This is a genomic window from Agrobacterium tumefaciens (assembly GCF_005221325.1).
GTDB lineage: Bacteria > Pseudomonadota > Alphaproteobacteria > Rhizobiales > Rhizobiaceae > Agrobacterium.
Window position 1 is genome coordinate 470,314 of sequence record NZ_CP039888.1, and the last position, 20,289, is coordinate 490,602.

The window sequence follows — 20,289 nt, forward strand, 5'->3', positions numbered from 1 at the left end:
TCCGTCATTCCGGCCTCGAGCCGGAATCCAGCCAGCCCAAGTCCTTGGGCTGAAAAAGACTCTTCCCGCCGCGCAGACGCGCGCCGGATGGATTCCGGCTCGAGGCCGGAATGACGGAGAGCTTTTTTGCAATTTACGGTTTTTTCTGGCAAACAACCTCCCAGATATGAAATGGCGAACGGAAAGCCGTGGGCGACGCGGCCGGGAGCGGGAATAGATGGTTTCTGAAGCGCCGCCCTTCTGGTGGCAGAAAGCAGGCTGGCAGGCATGGCTCCTGTCGCCTTTCTCGCTTCTCTACGGCAAGGTCGCCGGCCGGCGCATGCGGACGGCAAAACGGGCAAGCGTTCCCGTTCCGGTCATCTGCATCGGCAATTTCACGGTCGGCGGGGCGGGCAAGACGCCGACGGCGATGGCCATCGCCAGGGCCGCCCTTGCAAGGGGATTGAAGCCCGGTTTCCTCAGCCGCGGTTATGGCGGCACGCTTGACGTCACCACACTTGTCGATGCGCAGCACCATCGCGCCGCCGATGTCGGAGATGAGCCTCTTCTCCTGGCGCGCGAGGCGGTAACGGTGATTTCGCGCCGACGCGTGGAGGGTGCCCACCGGCTGGTGAAGGAAGGCGTCGATCTCATCATCATGGATGACGGTTTCCAGAGCGCCCGCCTGACGCTGGATTACGCGCTCGTCGTCATCGATACGCTGCGCGGCATCGGCAATGGCCATCTCGTGCCGGGCGGCCCGGTGAGGGCGCCGCTGGCCGAACAGATGCGGCAGATGACCGGACTGCTGAAGGTGGGGAAGGGCCACGCGGCCGATCCGCTGGTGAGGCAGGCGGCAAAGGCCGCCAAACCCGTCTTTGTTGCCGCGATCACGCCGCGGGAGCCGGAGGATTTCAGGGGCAAGCGCGTGCTGGCTTTCGCTGGCATCGCCGATCCGGCGAAATTCTATCGCACCGTCGAGGCGCTAGGCGGCGACATCGTGGTGAGCCGCTCCTTCGCGGATCATCACCATTTCAGCGATGACGAAATCGACGATCTCCTCAAGGATGCCCGCAAGGAAAATTTGCAGCTGGTGACGACCGCCAAGGATGCCGTGCGGCTCAACGGGCATCACGGCCGGGCGGAAGAGCTGCTGTGGAACAGTCAGGTGATCGAGATCGACATGGTGTTCGATGATCCCAATGCGGCTTCGACGATCATCGATGCCGCGATCCAGCATTGCCGCGCCCGCCTGTTGCGGGAAAATGCGCGGTCGTAATTGTGGAGCAACAATATTCCGTCATACCGGCCTTGAGCCGGTATCCAGTCAGCCCAAGTCCTTGGGCTGAAAGAACTCTCTCCGACGCGCAGACGCGCATCGGCTGTATTCCGGCTCAAGGCCGGAATGACGGAAGAGGGATGTGTCCGAAAACCAAATCATAGTGCGCTACAGCGCGCGTTCAGGCCGGCAAACCGCCAGCCTTCCGCTCAGCCTCCAGCGAAGCCGCCGCATCCACATAGGCCTCCTGTCGCGCTACGCTCCAGTAGCGCAACTCGTCGAGCGGGATGGTCTTGGCCGTCACGGCGCAGATGACATGCGAGCCGGTCTGGACGATGCGGAAATCACCGTCGAGATATTCGATGACGGCGAGGCGGTTGCCGCCTCCTTCAAATCTGTTCATCCGTTTTCGTCTCCTGCTCTGTCCTGTCAGGGCACCCAGTCCGAAACGGCGTAGCGTTTTCCTGAACAATCCGGATGCTCCAATGTCCTAGATTTATATAGCCGGGCGCAGCGCAAGGCCAGCCCCGCCGCTCGCGCATGCTTGAAGGCGTCAGCTGCGGCCGAAGAGCCGTTCTATATCGGAAAGTTTCAGTTCGATATAGGTCGGTCGGCCGTGATTGCATTGGCCTGAACCCGGCGTGTTTTCCATCTGCCGCAGAAGCGCGTTCATCTCCTCCGGCCGCATGCGCCGGCCGGAGCGCACCGAGCCGTGGCAGGCCATGGTCGCGGCGACATATTCCAGCTTGTTCGCAAGCGTGGAAGCGGCGTCCCATTCGGCGATCTCGTCGGCAAGCTGGCGCACCAGCCCCTGCACGTTGACTTCGCCGAGCATGGCCGGCGTTTCCCGCACCGCGATTGCACCCGGGCCGAAACGTTCGATGACGAGCCCCAGCGCATCGAAACCGGCCGCGTGATCCATCAGCCGGTCGCAATCTTCCTCGGGCAGATCGATGATTTCAGGGATGAGCAGCACCTGCGAGGGCGGCCGCCTTGAATGCAGGGCGTTGCGCATTTCCTCAAACACCAGCCGCTCATGCGCGGCATGCTGGTCGACGATGACAAGGCCGTTTTCCGTCTGCGCGATGATGTAGTTCTCGTGCAGCTGCGCCCGTGCCGCTCCAAGTGGATAAAGCAACGGCTCCGGCGAAGGGCCAGGGGAAGCCTCGTAAGCCTCGCGTGGTTCCGCCCGCGCCGTCGGCATGGTTATGTCGGAAAAGCGAGACTGCACCGCTTCGGCAAATTGCATGTCCCCGGAAACGGCGAGCGGTCGCGACGGGGAGGTCGTGGCGGACCATGGTGCGGAAGCCATCATGGAAGGCGAGGGCCGCAGGCCGGACGGGCTGTAGCCGGGGCGGAAGGCGTTCATCATCTGGCTGGTGCCCGTCGTTGCCGCCCTGTCGCCGTCACGCGTCAGCGCCTGACGGATCGCCCCGACGATCAGCCCGCGAATGAGGCCGGGATCGCGGAAACGTACGTCGGATTTGGCCGGATGCACATTCACATCCACAAAGGCGGGGTCGAGCGTGATGGACAGCACCGCGACCGGATATCGCCCATGCGGCACGGTTTCGGCATAGGCGCCGCGAATGGCCGATAAAAGCAGCTTGTCCTGCACAGGGCGGCCATTGACGAAGACATATTGATGCGCCGAATTTCCGCGATTGAACGTGGGAACGCCAGCAAAACCGGTCAGCGTCACATCCTCGCGCCCGGCGTCGATTTCGATGGCGTTATCCTTGAAGTCTGCGCCGAGAATCTGCGCCATGCGGGCCAGATGGTCGTCGCCGGTCGAGGGAATTTCGAGCGTCGAACGGTCGGTGCCCGAGAGCACGAAGCGGATATGCGGAAAGGCGATCGCCATCCGCTTGACGACCTCGGTGATGGCGGCTGCCTCCGCCCGTTCCGTCTTCAGGAATTTCAGCCGTGCCGGCGTGGCGAAGAAGAGGTCGCGCACCTCGACGATGGTGCCGGCATTGGAGGCGGCCGGCCGCACGTCCGAAACCTTGCCGCCCGTCACCGAAATCACCGAACCCTGTTCCGCACCCTGTTGGCGGCTAGTGATCGAAAGCTTGGCGACCGAGCCGATGGAGGGCAGCGCCTCGCCGCGAAATCCGAGCGTGCGGATATCATCCAGCGTCGTGGATATTTTCGACGTGCAATGGCGTCGCACCGCAAGCTCCAGATCGGTGGATGACATGCCGGAGCCGTTATCGGTAATGCGCACCAGCCCCTTGCCACCGCCCGCCGTGGCGATCTCGATGCGGGTCGCGCCCGCGTCGATGGCGTTTTCGACGAGTTCCTTCGTGGCGCTGGATGGTCTTTCGATGACCTCGCCGGCGGCGATCTGGTTGATGAGGGTTTCTGAAAGCTGCTTGATGGCCATGATCGTCATTTTCGCGGATTCGCGGCGGCTTCGAAAGCAAAAAACCGGGGCGGCGGACATTTGCACATGTTTTGCGGGTTTGCAGGCATTTGATCATTTCGGTCAACACAGGGTTAAGCGTTAATCCGCCTTTAATCGGCCATGAATATGGTGGGGCGGCTTGAAATGACCGCAGAAACGAGGCCCCCTTTGCCGGGTGGTGTGTGACGTCGACTATGGGTGAGCGTCATCTTCTCCTCACGACTGCTTCAAGTGGCGAACCCTGATGTCTCTTTTTCGGAATTTGTCGTTTCATCCCGGCATTTGCCCTGGACGATTCCAATAGAAACATAAGCCTGATTCAGAAAAACAGGTGGGAGTTTGCAGTTGAGTGATTTGGCGTCCTCTGGCGCGGGCGTTCATACGGTGATGCTTGATGCCCTTTGCGACGCGCTTGGCGCGGCGATCGTCGTTTACGACCGGAACGATCACATTATTTTCGCAAGCCGGAAACTCCTGAGCTTTTTTCCGCTGGAAGAGGCCGTCGCCAGCCCGGGCGCGCGGCTGCGCGACTATCTGAGCGCGCTTTACGATTGTTATCTGCTGGAGGCGGAAAATCTCTCCAACAATGCCCGGCAGCTGGGTCGGGAGGAATGGATCGGCGAGCGGCTGGCGCTGCACTGGAAGGAAAGATCGGAAAAGACCGAGCGGCTGAAGGGAGAACGCTTCCTGCGCTTCGTCATGAACCGGCTGCCTTCCGGTCTCGGCATCAGCGTGGTTGCCGATATTTCCGAACAGAAGAAACGGGAAGAGCAATGGCGCCTCGACTTGGAGCGTGTGCAGCTCATCGAGGACATTCTCGACAATCTGCCGTTTCCGGTTCTCGTCAAGGACCGAAACCTCGCTTATGCGGCCGTCAACAAGGCCGCCTGCACCATGGTTGAAACCAGCGCCGAAAGCATTCTCGGCCGCACGGTTTTTGATCTGCATTCGCGCAAGGTCGCCCGCCGGATCGATGCCGCGGACCGCATGGTGCTGGATAGCGGCACGCCGAGCATCATTCCGGAAAGAGTACGACGCCTGAACGGCGAAGAGGTGCTGACGATCACCCGCAAGCAGCGCGTGGGCAGGCCCGGCCGATATTTTCTGGTGACGTCGATGGAGGACGTGACCGCTCTCGCCACCATCGATGCGAACGGCATGCCTGTCATCCCCTCGCTCGAACATGTTCCCTTCGTGGCTTCCACCTATGGCAAGGATGAGGAAACGGACAGCCGCAGCGGGCTCTTGAAGAGCAAGGCGGTGCTGATCGTCTCCGAAAACACACGCTTCGCGGAAGCCGCCGGCCGGCGGCTGACTGCCGGCGGCATGGACCATGCGGCGGTGACGAGCGAGGACGAGCAGCGCGCCTTCATCGATGTCGCGGCTTCCGCCGGTGTGGGCATCGACGTGGTCGTCGTCGATGCCCAGATGAGCGTTGCATGCCTCGATATTTCCGCAGCGCATGGCCTGCCCGTCGTCACCATCGAGGAAGGGGAGATCGATGCATCGCTCATGCATTATCTCGCCGTCGGGCTGAAATCTTCACCGAAGGAGAAAGCCGGGGATGAGGACTGGGAGATCATGACGGACGACCTGCCCGAAATGCTCAGAACCGGCAGCGTCTGCGACATCCTTCTCGTTGAGGACAACAGGGTCAACCAGATCGTCTTTTCGCAAATCCTCGAGGGGCTGGGGCTTTCCTGGCGGCTCGCCACCTCGGGCGAGGAGGCCCTGCGCCTTTTTGTCGAACAGCCGCCATCCCTCGTCCTTCTCGATACGACGCTCGGTGATATCGACGGTTTCGAGGTTGCCCAACGCATGCGCGATCTCGCCGGCGACAAACATATTCCCATCGTCGGTGTCATCACCCATGCCTTCGAAGGCGATCTCGACAAATGCCTGGCGCACGGCATGGACGACATGCTGCTGAAACCCGTAAGCCCTGACATGGTCGAGGCGGTTTTCCTGCGGCTTATCGGCAAGGATGTCCTGCGGCTGCAGGCCTGAAATTTCCATTGTCGGTAGGCTATGGCTTTTTTAATACTTGCCCTGCATTGTGAGTGCGGTCGACACAGGATTCACGAGATGCAGGAATGAAACGGGCAGAGCCGCAATCGTTGCAGGTCAGCCAGAACGAGCTGCAGGCGATGGCCTACAGTGATCCGCTGACGGGGCTCGGCAACCGCTACCGTCTGCGGGACAAGATTCGCATGCTCGCCAGCGAACGATCCAGCGATCCGGCGCCCTTTACGGTCGGCATTGCCAATATCGACGGTTTCAAACCCATCAACGATCTTTTCGGCGTCCAGGCGGGCGACGAAATCCTGTGCCAGGTGGCGCACCGGCTGAAGGCCTGCATTCCCGATGGCGCCATCGTGACGCGCCATGATGGCGACGAATTCGCCTTCGTTCTGCCGCTGGTTTTCGAGCGCACCGGCGCGGAGCGCATCGGCAACATGATCAAGGACGTGCTGTCGGCCCCTTACGATCTCGGTGATCGCAACGTCCGCCTGTCCTCCTCCTTCGGTTTTGCCATTTATCCCTTCGCGGGCGATGAATACGAGGATCTGCTGAAAAGCGCCGAGACCGCGCTTTACCGCTCGAAACGGCGCGGCCGGGGTCAGATCACCGTCTATTCCCGGGAAATCGCGCAGGAGATGAAGCGCGCCACGCAGCTGGAGCAGGCGCTCAGAAACGCCATCATCACCGATGCCATCGACGTGCATTTCCAGCCGATCGTCCGGCTGGAAGAAGCGAAGGTCATCGGTTTCGAGGCGCTCGCCCGCTGGAACGATCCCGATCTCGGCTTCGTGTCCCCGGCCGTCTTCGTGCCGCTTGCCGAAGAGCGTGGTTTCATCGATGCGCTGTCGGAAGCCCTGCTGCGAAAGGCGGCGGAAGCCGCCCTGTTCTGGCCGCGGGAGCTTTTCCTGTCCTTCAACCTGTCTTCCGCGCAATTGATGGATCCGAGCACATCGGACAATATTCTTTCCATCCTCTCGCGTGTCGGGCTCGATCCGCACCGGCTGGAGCTGGAAATAACCGAAACGGCGGTCATGACATCCGCCGATACCGCGCAGCGCATCATCAGCGAATTGCAGAGTGCCGGCGTTCGCATCTCGCTTGACGATTTCGGCACCGGCCAGTCGAGTCTCGGCCGCCTGCGCGACTTCACCTTCGACAAGGTGAAGATCGACCGTGCCTTCGTCTCACGCATCAGCAGCGACCGCCCTTCCGAACACATCATCAAGGCCATCGTCGCCATGTGCGAGGGGCTTGATCTTGAGGTAGTGGCTGAAGGGATCGAGGAGCGGGTGGAAGAGGAAAAGCTGCGTGCGCTTGGCTGCGCCATGGGGCAGGGCTATTTCTACGGTCGCCCCGCCGACGCCGCCGCGACCCAGCGTTACCTGCACGAGAATTATCGCGAGATATTGTCGGATATTTCCTGAGACATTCCGGGTTCAGTGACATTCGCGGGCTGGCCGCGAATGTCGGGAGAGCTTTCCGCGCCTCAGAGCTTGTAAAGCGGCTCGAACCGGCCCTTCACCTCGATACCAAGTTCGAACGTCAGACCATGCTGCGGATTTGCGGCAATGGCGTCCTCATCGAGATGTTCGCGGGCAGAGGTGACGAGCAGGCGTGATGCGTCTGGGCCGATGAAGGCCGGGCAGGTCGTCTGTTTGCCGGGCACCTCGTATCGGGCGATGTGATTGCCATCCGTATCGTAACGATCGACCGCACCTTCACCCCAACGGGCATTCCAGATATGCCCTTCGGCATCGCAGACCGACCCATCGACACCGCCCTTGATACCGGTGGAATCGATGAAGACTTCAGCCTTGCCGGTCGGAAGGCCGGTCTCAGCATCGAGCGGCACGCGCATCAGCCTGTTCACCTTGGTATCGACATAATATCCCGTCGCGCCGTCGGGGGAGAAGCAGATCGAATTCGGAATGCTGATATCCGCGAAAAGCTTAGTCACCGTGCCCTTGGCGACATGATAGATGCTGCCGGCGCCGGTCTCGGCCTTGCGGCCCATGGTGCCGATCCACAGCGCGCCGGATGGGTGCATGCGCCCGTCATTGGAGCGGTTGTCGGGAAGGTCACTTTCCAACTCGGCATGGAGCGTCAGCACGCCGGTCGCGGTGTCGCGCAGGAAAAGCCCGTCATCGGAGGCGATCAGCTGCTTGCTGTCGCTGACTTTCGCAAGCGCGCTGCCCATGAAGGGCAGGGCGTGCACGGTCTTGCGGCCGGAGGCGAGATGCAGCTCATGCAGTTCACGCCCGAGAATATTGAACCACCAGGCGGTGCCGCTGACCGGATCGAAGGTCGGGCCTTCGCCAAGCAGCATCGGCGTTTCGTCCAGAACACGTCCGGCAAAGGGAAAAACGGTTGCCAAGCTCTTATCCTCCGATGGCTGCATCATAGGCTTGAAGTGTGACAGTGGCGCGTTCACGCACCTCCGCCGCCGTCATGCCGGGCTTGTAAAGGCTGGTCCCGAGACCGAAAGCCAGAATTCCGGCAGAGGTATAGTCGGAGAAGTTCTTGTCAGAGACACCGCCGACGGCAGCGATGATGAGGTCCTTCGGCAGGATCGTCCTGATGGCATTGATGCCGGCCGGGCCGATGATGCTGGCGGGAAAGAATTTCAGCCCCGTCGCTCCGGCCTTTGCTGCCACTAGCGCTTCGGTGGGAGTGAGGACACCCGGCATCGTCACCATGCCCTTGACGCGGGCAGCGACAATCACGTCCGCATCGGCATTGGGGCTCACCATCAGCTTGCCGCCGGCCGCATCCAGCGACGATACGTCGTCCACGCTGAGCACGGTGCCGGCACCGATCAGGCAATCGGCCGGGGCCATCCTGGCGGCGATCTCGATCGAGCGGAACGGATCGGGCGAGTTGAGCGGAATTTCGATGGCGCGGAAGCCGGTCTCGATCAGCGCGCCGACGACGCCTTCGGTTTCCTCGGGTTTCAGACCGCGCAGAATGGCGATCAGCGGATATTTGATGGAAGGGAAGGGAATACGCATGGTCGATCTTTCTTCTTATGGCCAGATGGCATTTGCAGCGGCCAGCAATCCGCGCCGCACGGCTTCGTCTGCATCAATGACCGTATAGTGGATATCAAGGGCGGTGAAGGCGCCTTCATAAAGCGCGCCGAGTGCTCCGGAGCCGATCAACACCACCGGCGTCTCCCGCTTTGCCTGTGAATGAGCGCCGGCGATTTCCAGACCGATCATGATGCCGGAAAGTCTGGCCTTGGCGTCGGTCGCGGCAAGCCCGTGCAGCAATTGGCCGGATCGCAGGGTGAAAAGGCGATTGGTGGCGAGCTCGGGATGGGCGTAGATATCACGCACGGCTGCCGTGAAAGCCTCATGCGTACCGGTGAAGGTTTCGGCCTCCGCCACTGCGTGCGAAAGAATGGTCTGTTTGGAGATGGCCTCGAAGAGTTCGCCGGTCATGAAGGTGGCGAAGCGTGTCACGCCGCCATCCTTGACGGTCACCCATTTGGAATGGGTGCCGGGCATGCAGACGAGTTTTTCTCCGGTGTCTCCTGAAGAAAGAGCGCCGAGCAATTGCGTTTCTTCGCCGCGCATCACGTCGGGTGCGCCTTTGTCCCGCTGTGCGAGGCCCGGCAGGATGCGCACATCCCGTGCCTGACCCGGCACGCGAACAGCACCTTCCAGAACCGCCGAAAGCGAGGCCGGCACGTCGATATAACCCGCCTCGACCCAGCCCTGCCGTGCACCCGCCATGCCGCAGACGAGAACCGGCAAATCCGCGGACGCGCCGATGGCGTCGAGATGCGCTTGCAACACGTCGGCAAACCCGGTCCGCATGGCGGTGGTCATGCCTTCCGCGCTGCGCCGTTCGGCCAGCACCGCGCCCGATCGGCTGAGAAGCCAGAGCCGGAAACTGGTCGTGCCCCAGTCAACGGCGATGAAAGCGGGTTCGGACATTATAAAAGGCCTCCGTCTACGATAATGGATTGCGCCGTGATGGCGCTCGATGCCGATGATGCGAGAAACAGGCACGGCCCGGAAAGATCGGCCGCGACGAGCGTGCGCTTCAGGCACTGCCGCGCCGTGGTGGCAGTAATGCCCTCATCCGTCAGCCACAGTTCCTTCTGCCGCTCCGTCACGATCATGCCTGGCAGGAGCGTGTTGACGCGGATATTTTCCGGCCCCAGCCTGCCGGCGAGGCTCTTGGTGAGACCGATGATGCCGGCTTTCGCTGCCGCGTAGGAAGGCAACTCGCCCATGTTCAGCAGAAACGAGATCGATGAAAAATTGACGATCGACGCGTCCTTCGCCTGTCGCAGGTGCGGAAGGGCGGCCTGAACCGTGAAGAACATCTGCTTGAGATTGACCGCCTGATTGGCGTCCCAATAGGCCTCGGTGACGCTGTCTATGTCGTGGCGGTCATCCCAGGCCGCATTGTTGACCAGCACTTTGATGCCGCCGGTGGCGGAGGCAGCCGTATCCACCGTGCGCTTGATTGCTTCGATATCACTGAGATCGGCCCTGAAATAATGGACCGGGTGGGGCGCCGTCGCCGCAAGCCGCTCCACGAGGGCCAAGCTCGGCCCTTCGGCGATGTCGATAAACGAAACCTTCGCCCCCTGCATCGCGAAGGCTTCGACCAGCGATGCCCCGATGCCGGAGCCGCCGCCGGTGACGAGCACGCCCGCATCCTTGAGGTCTGGAAATTGGGCTTGCATCATCGGCGTTGTCTCGTCCACGAAAGGCTTGATTGTTCCATTATTTGGAACTAGATTTTACTAAATGGAATTATTCTCTTGGCGTTACGCTTATGTCAAGGCAGATGACGGTGGATGTGCCATGCCTAACGATAAAAAAGCCAATGGGAAAAGGCCCGATGCGGTTCCGGCCTCGCAACGGAAAACCGAGAACGCCACTGGCACGCTTGGCAAGGTCGTCTCGCTTCTGGAACTGATCGCCTTTGCCGAAAAGCCGATGCGTTTTACCGATGTCGTCGAGGCCAGCAGTCAGCCGCGCGGCACGGTTCACCGCCAGCTCGCTCATCTCGTTGCCGAAGGTCTGGTGGATCATGCGGCGGATCAGACCTATGCGGTGGGGCTGAGGCTCCTGCAACTGGCGGCGAAAGCCTGGAGCGGCAATGATCTGCGCAGTGTCGCAGCTCCCCATCTTTCGGCATTGCAGGAAGCGACGCAGGAATCCGTGCATCTCGCTGTTCTGAACGGCGGGCAGGTCACTTATCTGGACAAGATGGAAGGCCGCCATACATTGCGCATGCATTCGCAGGTCGGCAAAACCTCGCCGGCCTATTGCACGGGGGTGGGCAAGGCGGCGCTGTCGCTGCTGCCCGTCGATGAGCTGGCGGAACTCGCCAGAGGAATGGAGTTCCACCCTTTCACGGAGGCGACGCTCATAACCCCGGAAGCCCTCATGGCCGATGTCGCCGCCATCAGCGATATCGGTTACGGTTTCGACCTTCAGGAACATGAAATCGGAATTCATTGCGTCGCCGCGCCGGTCCGGGCGCCGGGCCGCAATTTTCTGGCGGCGATCTCGGTCACCGGCCCCGCCTACCGGGTGGACGCGGAACAGCTGCGCAACTGGGCGCCTCTGGTGCGCGAAACGGCCGATAAAATCTCTGCGGAACTCGCCTGCAGATTATCCCCGGTTGCGGATGATTGAGAGAAAACGGCGCGCGCGCGTCAGATTTCCCGCACCAACCGGCCGGCAGGACAGCCATACATGTGCGTTAGACATTATTTTCGACTATTCTGAATTAAACTTTCAACTTTTGTTTGCATGAATCGATTTGCTGAGTAACATCCCCCACAATTTCCGGGCAGGGGCTGGGCCTTTGCGGCGGCATTTTCTCATTCTCGAAGAACAGCTTTGATGCAGAAAACAGAAACGGCCGCCGTTCAGTCGATTGGTGTTGATTGCGTTCGCGAGATCGCCGGTCTCAACACGCAGTTCGATATATTCCGCTTCCTGAAACGGCTGACGGAGGCCTGGGAGTTCCGTGCCTTCATGGTGCTCGATCTGTCGTCGGAAGTGGCGAGCGAACTGTCGCAATATACGATTATCACCAGCTGGCCGGCCGAGCTTTTGCAGCGTTACGATGAAGAGGGCATGCTGCAAAACAGCCGGGTGATGGCGCAGCTGAAAAAATCGACCATACCCTTTTCCGTCTCCATGGATTTTCTGGTCGATGGCGAGGCGCATATCGCCAAAAAGACGGTAATCGGTCTGTTCGAGCGCTTCGAGATGATCAATTCGGTCTGGTTTCCCGTTCACGACGTCACCATGAGGCGGGGCGCCATATCCTTTTCCGGCAATAAAACGGTTCTGCCAGCCAACCGGCTTGCCGAACTTTTTTACATTTCCTGCCATGTCTTTGCCCGGCTATCTGAAATCCGCCGCCTGGACCTCAGGGTTCCCGAAACATTGAGCGAGCGGGAGATCGACTGTCTCAACTGGACTGCCGCCGGCAAAACGAGCGCCGAAATCGCCGAGATCATGATGCTCTCGGAACATACCATCAATCACTACCTGAACCGTGCCACCAAAAAACTCGATACGGTCAACCGCACCCAGGCTGTCGCGAAAGCGTTGCGGGTCGGCCTGATAAAATAGCGAAATCATAATTTTATCATTGTGATAAACCGCTTCCTGGGCGATCCTTCTTTCGAATCACCGGAAAGGAGAAATCGTTTGCCGGAACGGCATAAGGTTAAAGCGGGATTTTCTCCGACTATCGATTGCGCCGTGTTGATAGCCGCTGCCGAAAAAGGTTTTGCTGCCGATGAAGGCATAGAACTGGAACTTTTCAGAAAGCAGTCCGCGCGCGCCGTTCTCGCCGCACTTGGTGGGGATGACATTCACATAGGGCATCTGCCCGCACCGGTTCCGGTCGGCTCCGCTGTCGGCCTCGATGATCTGCCGGCCGATATTGTCGGCGTTTTCACGCTTTCCCTTGGCGGATCGGCAACGACGGTCTCACATGGATTTTTCGACGAGCTTTACCGCGAAGGGATGAAGCTGCCCGATCCGGCGGCCTTCGGGCGGGCCATGGCCCGTATCTGCGCCGCGCGGCGGGTGGCGGGCAAAAATCCGCCGGTCTTTGCGGTGGAGGATATTGTCTCCACGTCCTTTTATACCCTGCGTTATCTGCTCGGAAGCTGCGGCGTGCTGCTCGGCCGGGACATGGAAATCGTCGAAGCCCTGCCGAAGGCAATGCCGGCGCTTCTGGAAAGCGGCAAGGTCGATGCGCTCTGTACCGCCGAACCGGCCGGCAGCGCCGTGGTGCTCGGCGGCGCCGGGCGGATCGTCACCACGGGAGCGCTGATCTGGCACAATGCGCCGGAAAAAATACTGGCCGTAAAAAAAGGCTGGGCGGAGGAGAATGCCGGCCTGCTGGAAGGGCTGCTGCGGGCGCTGTACCGTGCCGGCGAATGGTGTGCGAACGACGCCAATATCGAGGAGTTGGCCGGCATTCTCGCTGCCCCTCAATATATCGATGAAAACGGCGAATTCCTGCTGCCGGCGCTGACGGGCTATATTTCCACCTCGCAACGGGACATGCAGCGTTTTCAGGAGTTTTTCGTGACGAGCGCCAAGGCGGCCAATTTCCCATGGCAGAGCCAGGCGCTTTGGTTCTTCAGTCAGATGTTGCGCTGGGGCGAAGTTCCCGCCGAGCGGCGGTCGGAACCGGCCGTGGTGGAGGCAGCGCGCAATGCCTATCGGCCGGATATTTTCCGTAAGGCCATCAAGCCGCTTTTTGTGCCCGTGCCGGGCGCCAATCTGAAGCTTGAAGGCACGCTGAAGGAGCCGGTGCATGTCGGCGCCTCGCGCACGGGCCTCGTCCTTGGCCCCGACCGTTTTTTTGACGGCCGTGTTTTCGACCCGGAAACGCTTGAGATGGACGACGAAATCTGAAGCCGCAGCGTTAAATCGTCGCGAGTGCCCGCTGTCAGCGCTTTGGCATTGGCGAAGCGCTCCGGCTTGTCTATGGATGGCACGCAATACCCTGGGATGATGTAGCGGAGGAAGAACATGGCAGAGGTCAGCAGGAACCAGGTCGAAAAGGCGCTGGAAACGGTGATCTATCCCGGCAGCGGCAAGAACATCGTCGCGCTCGGCATGGTCTCGGAAATCTTCATCGCCGACGCGAAGGCCTATTTCTCCATCACCGTTCCGGCCGACAAGGCCTCTGAAATGGAACCCTTGCGGCTGGCGGCCGAACGGGCGGCCAAAAGCGTCGAAGGCATTGCCGGTGCGGTCGTCGCGCTGACGGCCGATCGCAAGCCCGGCCAGCAGCAGCCCGCCCCCCCGCGTCCCACGCCTGCGCGTCCCGCCGCCGCGCCCGGTCGGCCGGCCACGCAGCCGGGCTCGTCCAAAGTGGGCGTACCGGGTGTCCGCGCCATTATCGCCGTGGCCTCGGGCAAGGGTGGTGTCGGCAAATCGACGACGGCAGTCAATCTGGCGCTTGGCCTGCAGTCGCTCGGCCTCAAGGTCGGCATGCTCGATGCCGATATTTACGGCCCCTCGCTGCCACGACTTTTAAAAATCTCCGGTCGTCCGAAGCAGCAGGAAGACCGCATCATCCTTCCCATGGAGAATTACGGGCTGAAGGTCATGTCCATGGGCTTTCTGGTGGATGAGGAAGCCGCGATGATCTGGCGCGGGCCGATGGTGCAGTCCGCCCTGATGCAGATGCTGCGCGAAGTGGCCTGGGGTGAACTCGACGTGCTGGTGCTCGACATGCCACCCGGCACGGGCGATGCGCAGCTCACCATCGCCCAGCAGGTGCCGCTCGCCGGCGCGGTCATCGTCTCCACGCCGCAGGATCTTGCGCTGCTCGATGCGCGCAAGGGCATCACCATGTTCCGCAAGGTGGAGGTGCCGCTGCTCGGCGTCATCGAGAATATGAGCTATTTCATTGCGCCGGATACGGGTGCGCGCTACGATATTTTCGGCCATGGCGGCGCCAAGGCGGAAGCGGAAAGGATCGGCGTGCCGTTCCTCGGCGAAGTGCCGCTCACCATCTCTATCCGCGAAATGTCGGATGCCGGAACCCCGGTCGTGGTTGCCGAGCCGGATGGCCCGCAGGCCGCGATCTACCGTGACATCGCGGAAAAAGTCTGGGTGCGGATGGGTGCGGACGAGAGAAAAGCCGCACCGAAGATCGTTTTCGAATAGTGCGGTTTCCCGCCGGCGCAAATGGATATGCGCCGGCGCGCTTCGAATAATCCTTTTAAAACAGAAGATTAATCGTCAGTATCGGGCATGTTTTCGGGATTTGAACTCCAGAGATGCTTCGCCTGCAATGCTGTCGCGAAAAAATATTGCTTGATTGCGTCTCGCTTTGGGCGCATACGCCTGCGCCGTTTGGCTCTTGGTCCATCGGGCTGGCGGGATATGATGTCCTGCATGTTCCGGAGTACCCTGAAGTGTCGTCCAGAGGTTTGCCGACCTTGAACAGGATATGTTAAGCAGCATTGCGGCTGATGCCTGCAATGTGGAGCGGAGAAACGGATTGATAAAAGCCTATCGCGCCAATTGCGAGGCGATCAGCCTGTCGGCAACCGACGGCTCCGAACAGATTCCCGACGACATCGTCTGGATCGATCTCGTCAATCCGGACAGGGCGGAAGAGCAGCATGTGGAAAAGCTGCTGGGTCTTGATCTGCCCACCCGCGAGGATTTGAAGGATATCGAACCCTCCAGCCGCCTTTATATGGAAGACGGCAATGTCTTCATGACGGCCTCTCTGGTGTGGAAGGCGGATTCGGACGATCCACGCCTCACCGATGTCGCCTTCATTCTCGCCGGCAAGCGCCTGGTGACGATCCGTTATGCCGAGCCGAAATCATTCCACCTCTTCATCGCCGCCATTACCCGCGTGCCGCACGAGATGCGCAGCGGCACGGCGCTTTTGCTGAAGCTGCTGGAAACCATCGTCGACCGGACCGCGGAAATTCTCGAAAATTCGGTCACCGGCATAGACAATCTCGCCGCCGACATTCTCGGCAGCCAGGCGCGCAGCAAGCGCAAGGCGCCGCGTTATCTTGAAGACCGTCTGACCAACATCGCCGCCTATCACCGGCTGATCTCGAAGGTCCGCGTCAGCCTCGCATCGCTGGCACGGTTGCAGACCTACCTCTCCACCAGCGATCAGGCGCGAGAGGACAAGGGAGCGAGGGAACAGGGCAAGTCGGTCGGGCGCGATATTCAGTCGCTGAACGAACATGCCTCCTTCGTTTCCGGCAATCTGACCTTCCTGCTCGACGCCTCGCTCGGCATCATCAATATCGAGCAGAACGGCATCATCAAGATTTTCTCGATCGCTTCGGTGGTCTTTTTGCCGCCCACGCTGGTGGCTTCGATTTACGGAATGAACTTTCAGCTCATGCCGGAGTTGAACTGGACATTTGGTTATCCAATTGCGCTGATCGTCATGCTGATGTCCGCAATCATCCCGTTTCTCTTTTTTCGTTGGAAGGGCTGGCTCTAAGGAGCCAGGATCATCATGTCTCAAATCGTCGACAAGGACGTTGCCGAGAAACCGGATGCCGATGACTCGCACAAAAACAAGGGGCTTTACGCGGCCATCCTTGGTTCAATCGGCGTCGTTTATGGCGATATCGGCACCAGCCCGCTTTATGCCTTCCGCGAAGCCCTGCGGCCGATCGCCTATGATGGCGTGACGCGGGAGGAGGTCGTTGGCCTCACATCCCTGATGCTCTGGTCGCTGACAATCATCGTGACCTTCAAATACATCACGCTTCTGCTGCGTGCGGACAATGACGGCGAGGGCGGAACGCTGTCGCTGCTGGCTCTGCTGATGAAGACGGCGGGCACGCATCGCGGCGTTCTCATCGTGCTCGGTCTCATCGGCGCCGCCCTGTTCCTCGGTGACGCGATGATCACGCCGGCACTGTCAGTGCTTTCGGCGGTGGAAGGTCTAAAACTCGTCACGCCCGCCATGGACGATTTCATCATTCCGATATCCGTCTGCATTCTCATCGGCCTCTTCGCCATCCAGTCGCATGGCACGGGCACGGTGGCGAAATTCTTCGGCCCGATCACGGCGGTCTGGTTCATCGTGATGGGCGTGGCCGGCCTTATCCATATCGCAGACGATTTCGGCATTCTTTTTGCCTTCAATCCCTGGCATGCGGTGGAGTTTCTGGCCAATGAAGGCTTTTACGGCATCGTCGTGCTCGGCGCGGTCTTCCTGACGATCACCGGCGCCGAAGCGCTTTATGCCGATCTTGGCCATTTCGGCCGCCGTCCCATCCAGTGGGCATGGTTCTGTCTGGTTTTCCCGGCTTTGACGTTGAACTATCTCGGTCAGGGCGCGCTGGTGCTGAAAGACCCGGCGGCCATGTCCAATCCGTTCTACCTGATGTTCCCGCAATGGGCGATCCTGCCGGCCGTCATTCTGGCTACCGCCGCCACCATCATCGCCAGCCAGGCGGTGATAACAGGCGCGTTTTCGCTGGTGCGTCAGGCGATCCACCTTGGCTACCTGCCGCGCATGGAAATCCTCTTCACCTCGGAAACCAATACCGGGCAGATCTATCTGCCGGCGGTCAACACCATCCTCCTGTTCGGCGTCGTGGCACTGGTGCTCACCTTCAAGAGTTCGGATGCGCTGGCCACCGCCTACGGTATTTCGGTTACCGGCGCGATGGTTGTCACCAGCCTGATGTTCTTCGAATTCGTGCGTAAACGCTGGCAATGGTCCGTCTGGCTGGCGCTTGCCGTGCTGGCCCCGCTGCTGCTGCTGGAACTGATCTTCCTTGGCGCGAACCTGCTCAAGATCCATGACGGCGGTTATGTGCCGGTGCTGCTGGCGATCGCTTTCACCGTCATCATGACCACCTGGCAGCGCGGCTCGAGAATCCTTTTCGCAAAGACCCGCCGCGGCGATGTGCCGTTGAAGGCCTTCGTCGCTTCGGTGGAAAAGGAAAGCGCCCATGCGCCGGTACGTGTGCCGGGCACCGCGATCTTCCTTACCGGCGATCCGGAGGCCGCCCCGGCGGCATTGCTGCACAACCTCAAGCATAACCATGTCCTGCACGATAAGAACGTCATCCTGACGATCCGCACCGAGGACCAGCCGCGCGTTCACCCCGAAGATCGTTATACGCTGACGAAGCTGAGCGAACGTTTTGCCGTGGTCGAACTGCATTTCGGCTTTATGGAAACCCAGAACGTCACCCAGGCGCTGGGTTATCTGAGGCGCACCGGCTACAAGTTCGACATCATGTCGACCTCTTTCTATCTCGGCCGCCGCAAGCTGGTGCCGGATCCGAAATCGGGCATGCCGGGCTGGCAGAACCGTCTGTTCATCGCGCTTGCCGAAACCGCCGCCGACCCGTCGGACTATTTCCGCCTTCCGGCCAACCGCGTGGTGGAACTGGGTTCGCACGTCGTCGTCTGATAGAGCCTTCCGGCGGCGCGGATTCCTGTTTTCTCCGTCATACCGGCCTGGAGCCGGTATCCAGCCAGCCCAAGTCCTTGGGCTGAAAAGACCTCTCGCCGCGCCGACGCGCGTGGGCTAGATTCCGGCTCTAGGCCGGAATGACGGAAGAGGGATACGCTGTATGGCCGGCACATGGAAACCCGATGCAACGCGCCGCGCATTAGAATATCATCACACATTAACGTGAAGCCGCATCCGCGCCCGGCGTTAACCATCCATCAAGGTTAATAAGAGATTCTCGGACACCTGTAGAAAATTTGGTTGTCGGTGTTCGGAGTGCTGGTTTTGCGTTCGAAAAGTGTAATGCGTCGTCGGTCCGCCGTGTCCCGTGAGGGGTGGGTGTCAAAATGGACCTCGCCCGTCGTCTTCGGCCTTGCCGCCTGGCTCGTCTTTCCTTCTCTTGCCGCCCGTGCGGATCTGGCCTCGCTTCTAGCGGGACTGGACAATGGCGGCGAGCAATGGCGCATGGTGCTGACCGCCTCTCCGGCGGGCTCGGTGCACAATGCCGCGCTCACCTTCAACGATGCGGCGGGAGAGGCGGCGTTGCATGGCAGCGGAATGACCCTGCCCAATGGCAGCAAGGTCGCCTTCGTCACCAACAAGAAGGGCGAGGCAACGACACCGGATAGCGAACGCGTCAACCGCGCCGCCAAGAAAGGCCGCATCGTCGCAACCGAAATCATGCAGCCGCCGAAGGCCTTCACCGCCGGCTCCGTGCTGCAGCGGACCTCGATGCTGGATATCGAGCCGCTGAAGCGCAAGGACCGCACGGCTTTCGTCAAGCCGAAACGCGGCAAGGACGTCGAGCTTGCCTCCTTCTATTTCCGCCGCGATGAAAAGAAGGCGGACAAGAGCGTCTCGCCGATGCTGGCGGAACTCGTCACCAACCGTACCCCGGATATTCTCGCCACGGCTTACGCGCCGGCCGCACCGGATTTCGCCCGCGAATCGCCTTTCGACGCCATTCTCAAAAAGCCGGAGGCTGGCCGTTTCGTGCCGCAGATCAGCGCGGACGATCATGCATGGGCGGCGACCCCGCTGCCGGCCGAGGTATTTTCCGCTGCCGAACAGCAATGCCTCGCATCCGGCATCTATTTCGAGGCGCGCGGAGAATCGGTCAAGGGCCAGGCGGCAGTGGCGCAGGTCATCCTTAACCGCGTGCGCAACCCCACCTATCCGAAAACCATCTGCGGCGTGGTCTATCAGAATAAGGACTGGCGTAACCGCTGCCAGTTTTCCTTCGCTTGCGACAATATCAAGGACCGGGTGAACTCCGAGCGCCACTGGAAGATGGCGCGCGAAGTCGCCATGGCCACCACCGCCGGCAAGATTTGGCTGAAGGAAGTCGGTTCGGCGACTCACTATCATGCCGTCTATGTGCGTCCCGCCTGGGGAAAATCCATGAAGAAGGTCGGCAGGATCGGCCTGCACGTCTTTTACCGCACCTATGGTGGCGGCTGGAGCTGATACCACCGCCAATTTGTCGCATTTTGCGTGTCAAAAATGCCGATTCCCTCGCGAAACATCGCCGCCAAACCGTGATTTGGCATTAAGTCGTTGTTATAAAATGATAAATTTGTGTTGAAACAAGCTGCGCCAGTGCCTTGACTAGCGAAGCCCCTAAAACTATGTTGCGCGCGACTTCAGAGCGGGCTGGAACAGGCTTAATCCGTCACCGTTTACAACTCCAAAGGGTTCTGGCATGGCTGGAACGGAGAAAATGGGTGGGATTTTGAGATGACTGGCAACCGTGACGATAGTCTGGACGAGCGTCGCAGACGCCTTGCTGATGAGTTGGCAAAGGTGAAGGCGGAGGATGAGGCGGAAGTGAGGGCGGAGACCAACGCTGCAGAAAACCGGAAAGGTTTTGCGATGGCGGTCAAGCTCTCATCGGAGTTCATTTCGGCCATCGTGGTCGGCGCTATGCTGGGTTATCTTCTGGATTATTTTGTCGGCACGACGCCGTGGGGGATGATCGTTCTTCTTCTTCTCGGTTTCTGCGCAGGCGTATTGAATGTGTTGCGCTCGACGGGCGCGGTGGCAAAGCCGCCGCTGCTGGAGAAGGCGGACAGACAGGACGAGGGTGGAAAAGGCGGCGTTTAAGCTGTTTTTTCTTGCAGTTGAGATGCCGCCA

At 60.4% G+C, this 20,289-nt stretch carries 17 protein-coding genes; 11 read left to right on the top strand and 6 right to left on the bottom strand.

The window, feature by feature from the left end:
• Positions 1 to 217: 217 nt before the first annotated feature.
• Complete coding sequence (gene lpxK, locus CFBP5499_RS02470; RefSeq protein WP_080825858.1) at positions 218 to 1,258, top strand: tetraacyldisaccharide 4'-kinase; 1,041 nt, start codon at positions 218 to 220, stop codon at positions 1,256 to 1,258.
• 181 nt (positions 1,259 to 1,439) lie between these two features.
• Here the strand turns inward: lpxK and CFBP5499_RS02475 are convergent, their stop codons facing one another.
• Both CFBP5499_RS02475 and mutL read right to left on the bottom strand, forming a co-directional pair.
• The gene (locus tag CFBP5499_RS02475; protein ID WP_080825855.1) at positions 1,440 to 1,661 is read right to left on the bottom strand and encodes a DUF2093 domain-containing protein; all 222 of its coding nucleotides are present in this window, start codon (positions 1,659 to 1,661) and stop codon (positions 1,440 to 1,442) included.
• Positions 1,662 to 1,811: 150 nt separating this feature from the next.
• Positions 1,812 to 3,644 (bottom strand): DNA mismatch repair endonuclease MutL, encoded by a 1,833-nt coding sequence (mutL, locus tag CFBP5499_RS02480; protein ID WP_080827452.1) that lies wholly within the window; start codon positions 3,642 to 3,644, stop codon positions 1,812 to 1,814.
• Between the two features lie 408 nt (positions 3,645 to 4,052).
• Here mutL and CFBP5499_RS02485 point away from each other — a divergent pair, with 408 nt between their 5' ends.
• Together CFBP5499_RS02485 and CFBP5499_RS02490 are read left to right on the top strand one after the other, a co-directional pair.
• Positions 4,053 to 5,672: a response regulator gene (locus CFBP5499_RS02485; protein WP_175416755.1), complete on the top strand. Its 1,620-nt coding sequence runs from the start codon at positions 4,053 to 4,055 to the stop codon at positions 5,670 to 5,672.
• A gap of 86 nt (positions 5,673 to 5,758) precedes the next feature.
• The gene (locus tag CFBP5499_RS02490) at positions 5,759 to 7,111 is read left to right on the top strand and encodes a putative bifunctional diguanylate cyclase/phosphodiesterase (protein ID WP_080825850.1); all 1,353 of its coding nucleotides are present in this window, start codon (positions 5,759 to 5,761) and stop codon (positions 7,109 to 7,111) included.
• A gap of 62 nt (positions 7,112 to 7,173) precedes the next feature.
• Here CFBP5499_RS02490 and CFBP5499_RS02495 read toward each other — a convergent pair whose 3' ends face one another.
• Genes CFBP5499_RS02495 through CFBP5499_RS02510 form a run of 4 tightly spaced genes read right to left on the bottom strand, consistent with a single transcriptional unit; the run spans position 7,174 to position 10,389 of the window.
• On the bottom strand, positions 7,174 to 8,061 hold the full coding sequence (locus CFBP5499_RS02495; RefSeq protein ID WP_080825848.1) for an SMP-30/gluconolactonase/LRE family protein: 888 nt from the start codon (positions 8,059 to 8,061) through the stop codon (positions 7,174 to 7,176).
• Positions 8,062 to 8,065: 4 nt separating this feature from the next.
• The gene (locus tag CFBP5499_RS02500; RefSeq protein WP_080825846.1) at positions 8,066 to 8,695 is read right to left on the bottom strand and encodes a 2-dehydro-3-deoxy-6-phosphogalactonate aldolase; all 630 of its coding nucleotides are present in this window, start codon (positions 8,693 to 8,695) and stop codon (positions 8,066 to 8,068) included.
• Positions 8,696 to 8,710: 15 nt separating this feature from the next.
• The gene (locus CFBP5499_RS02505) at positions 8,711 to 9,625 is read right to left on the bottom strand and encodes a 2-dehydro-3-deoxygalactonokinase (protein ID WP_080825844.1); all 915 of its coding nucleotides are present in this window, start codon (positions 9,623 to 9,625) and stop codon (positions 8,711 to 8,713) included.
• Positions 9,625 to 10,389, bottom strand: a complete 765-nt coding sequence (locus tag CFBP5499_RS02510) for an SDR family NAD(P)-dependent oxidoreductase (protein ID WP_080825842.1) — start codon at positions 10,387 to 10,389, stop codon at positions 9,625 to 9,627. The genes CFBP5499_RS02505 and CFBP5499_RS02510 overlap by 1 nt, the downstream gene beginning before the upstream one ends.
• Before the next feature lie 118 nt (positions 10,390 to 10,507).
• Here CFBP5499_RS02510 and CFBP5499_RS02515 point away from each other — a divergent pair, with 118 nt between their 5' ends.
• The 8 genes from CFBP5499_RS02515 to CFBP5499_RS02550 all read left to right on the top strand — a co-directional run bounded on the left by CFBP5499_RS02515 (position 10,508) and on the right by CFBP5499_RS02550 (position 20,258).
• Positions 10,508 to 11,347 (top strand): IclR family transcriptional regulator, encoded by an 840-nt coding sequence (locus CFBP5499_RS02515; RefSeq protein WP_080827451.1) that lies wholly within the window; start codon positions 10,508 to 10,510, stop codon positions 11,345 to 11,347.
• Positions 11,348 to 11,557: 210 nt separating this feature from the next.
• A complete protein-coding gene (locus tag CFBP5499_RS02520; RefSeq protein WP_080825840.1) occupies positions 11,558 to 12,298 on the top strand; it encodes a helix-turn-helix transcriptional regulator in 741 nt (246 codons plus the stop codon).
• Positions 12,299 to 12,376: 78 nt separating this feature from the next.
• Positions 12,377 to 13,600 carry a CmpA/NrtA family ABC transporter substrate-binding protein gene (locus tag CFBP5499_RS02525; RefSeq protein ID WP_080825838.1) on the top strand — a complete coding sequence of 408 codons (1,224 nt, stop codon included), beginning with the start codon at positions 12,377 to 12,379 and terminating at the stop codon, positions 13,598 to 13,600.
• Positions 13,601 to 13,717: 117 nt separating this feature from the next.
• The gene (locus CFBP5499_RS02530; protein ID WP_080825836.1) at positions 13,718 to 14,863 is read left to right on the top strand and encodes an Mrp/NBP35 family ATP-binding protein; all 1,146 of its coding nucleotides are present in this window, start codon (positions 13,718 to 13,720) and stop codon (positions 14,861 to 14,863) included.
• A 337-nt stretch (positions 14,864 to 15,200) separates the two neighbouring features.
• On the top strand, positions 15,201 to 16,178 hold the full coding sequence (locus CFBP5499_RS02535; protein WP_173986369.1) for a magnesium transporter CorA family protein: 978 nt from the start codon (positions 15,201 to 15,203) through the stop codon (positions 16,176 to 16,178).
• Positions 16,179 to 16,193: 15 nt separating this feature from the next.
• Complete coding sequence (locus CFBP5499_RS02540) at positions 16,194 to 18,113, top strand: potassium transporter Kup (RefSeq protein ID WP_080825831.1); 1,920 nt, start codon at positions 16,194 to 16,196, stop codon at positions 18,111 to 18,113.
• Between the two features lie 345 nt (positions 18,114 to 18,458).
• The gene (locus CFBP5499_RS02545) at positions 18,459 to 19,622 is read left to right on the top strand and encodes a cell wall hydrolase (protein WP_175416590.1); all 1,164 of its coding nucleotides are present in this window, start codon (positions 18,459 to 18,461) and stop codon (positions 19,620 to 19,622) included.
• A gap of 270 nt (positions 19,623 to 19,892) precedes the next feature.
• Complete coding sequence (locus CFBP5499_RS02550; protein WP_080825828.1) at positions 19,893 to 20,258, top strand: AtpZ/AtpI family protein; 366 nt, start codon at positions 19,893 to 19,895, stop codon at positions 20,256 to 20,258.
• Positions 20,259 to 20,289: the final 31 nt, after the last annotated feature.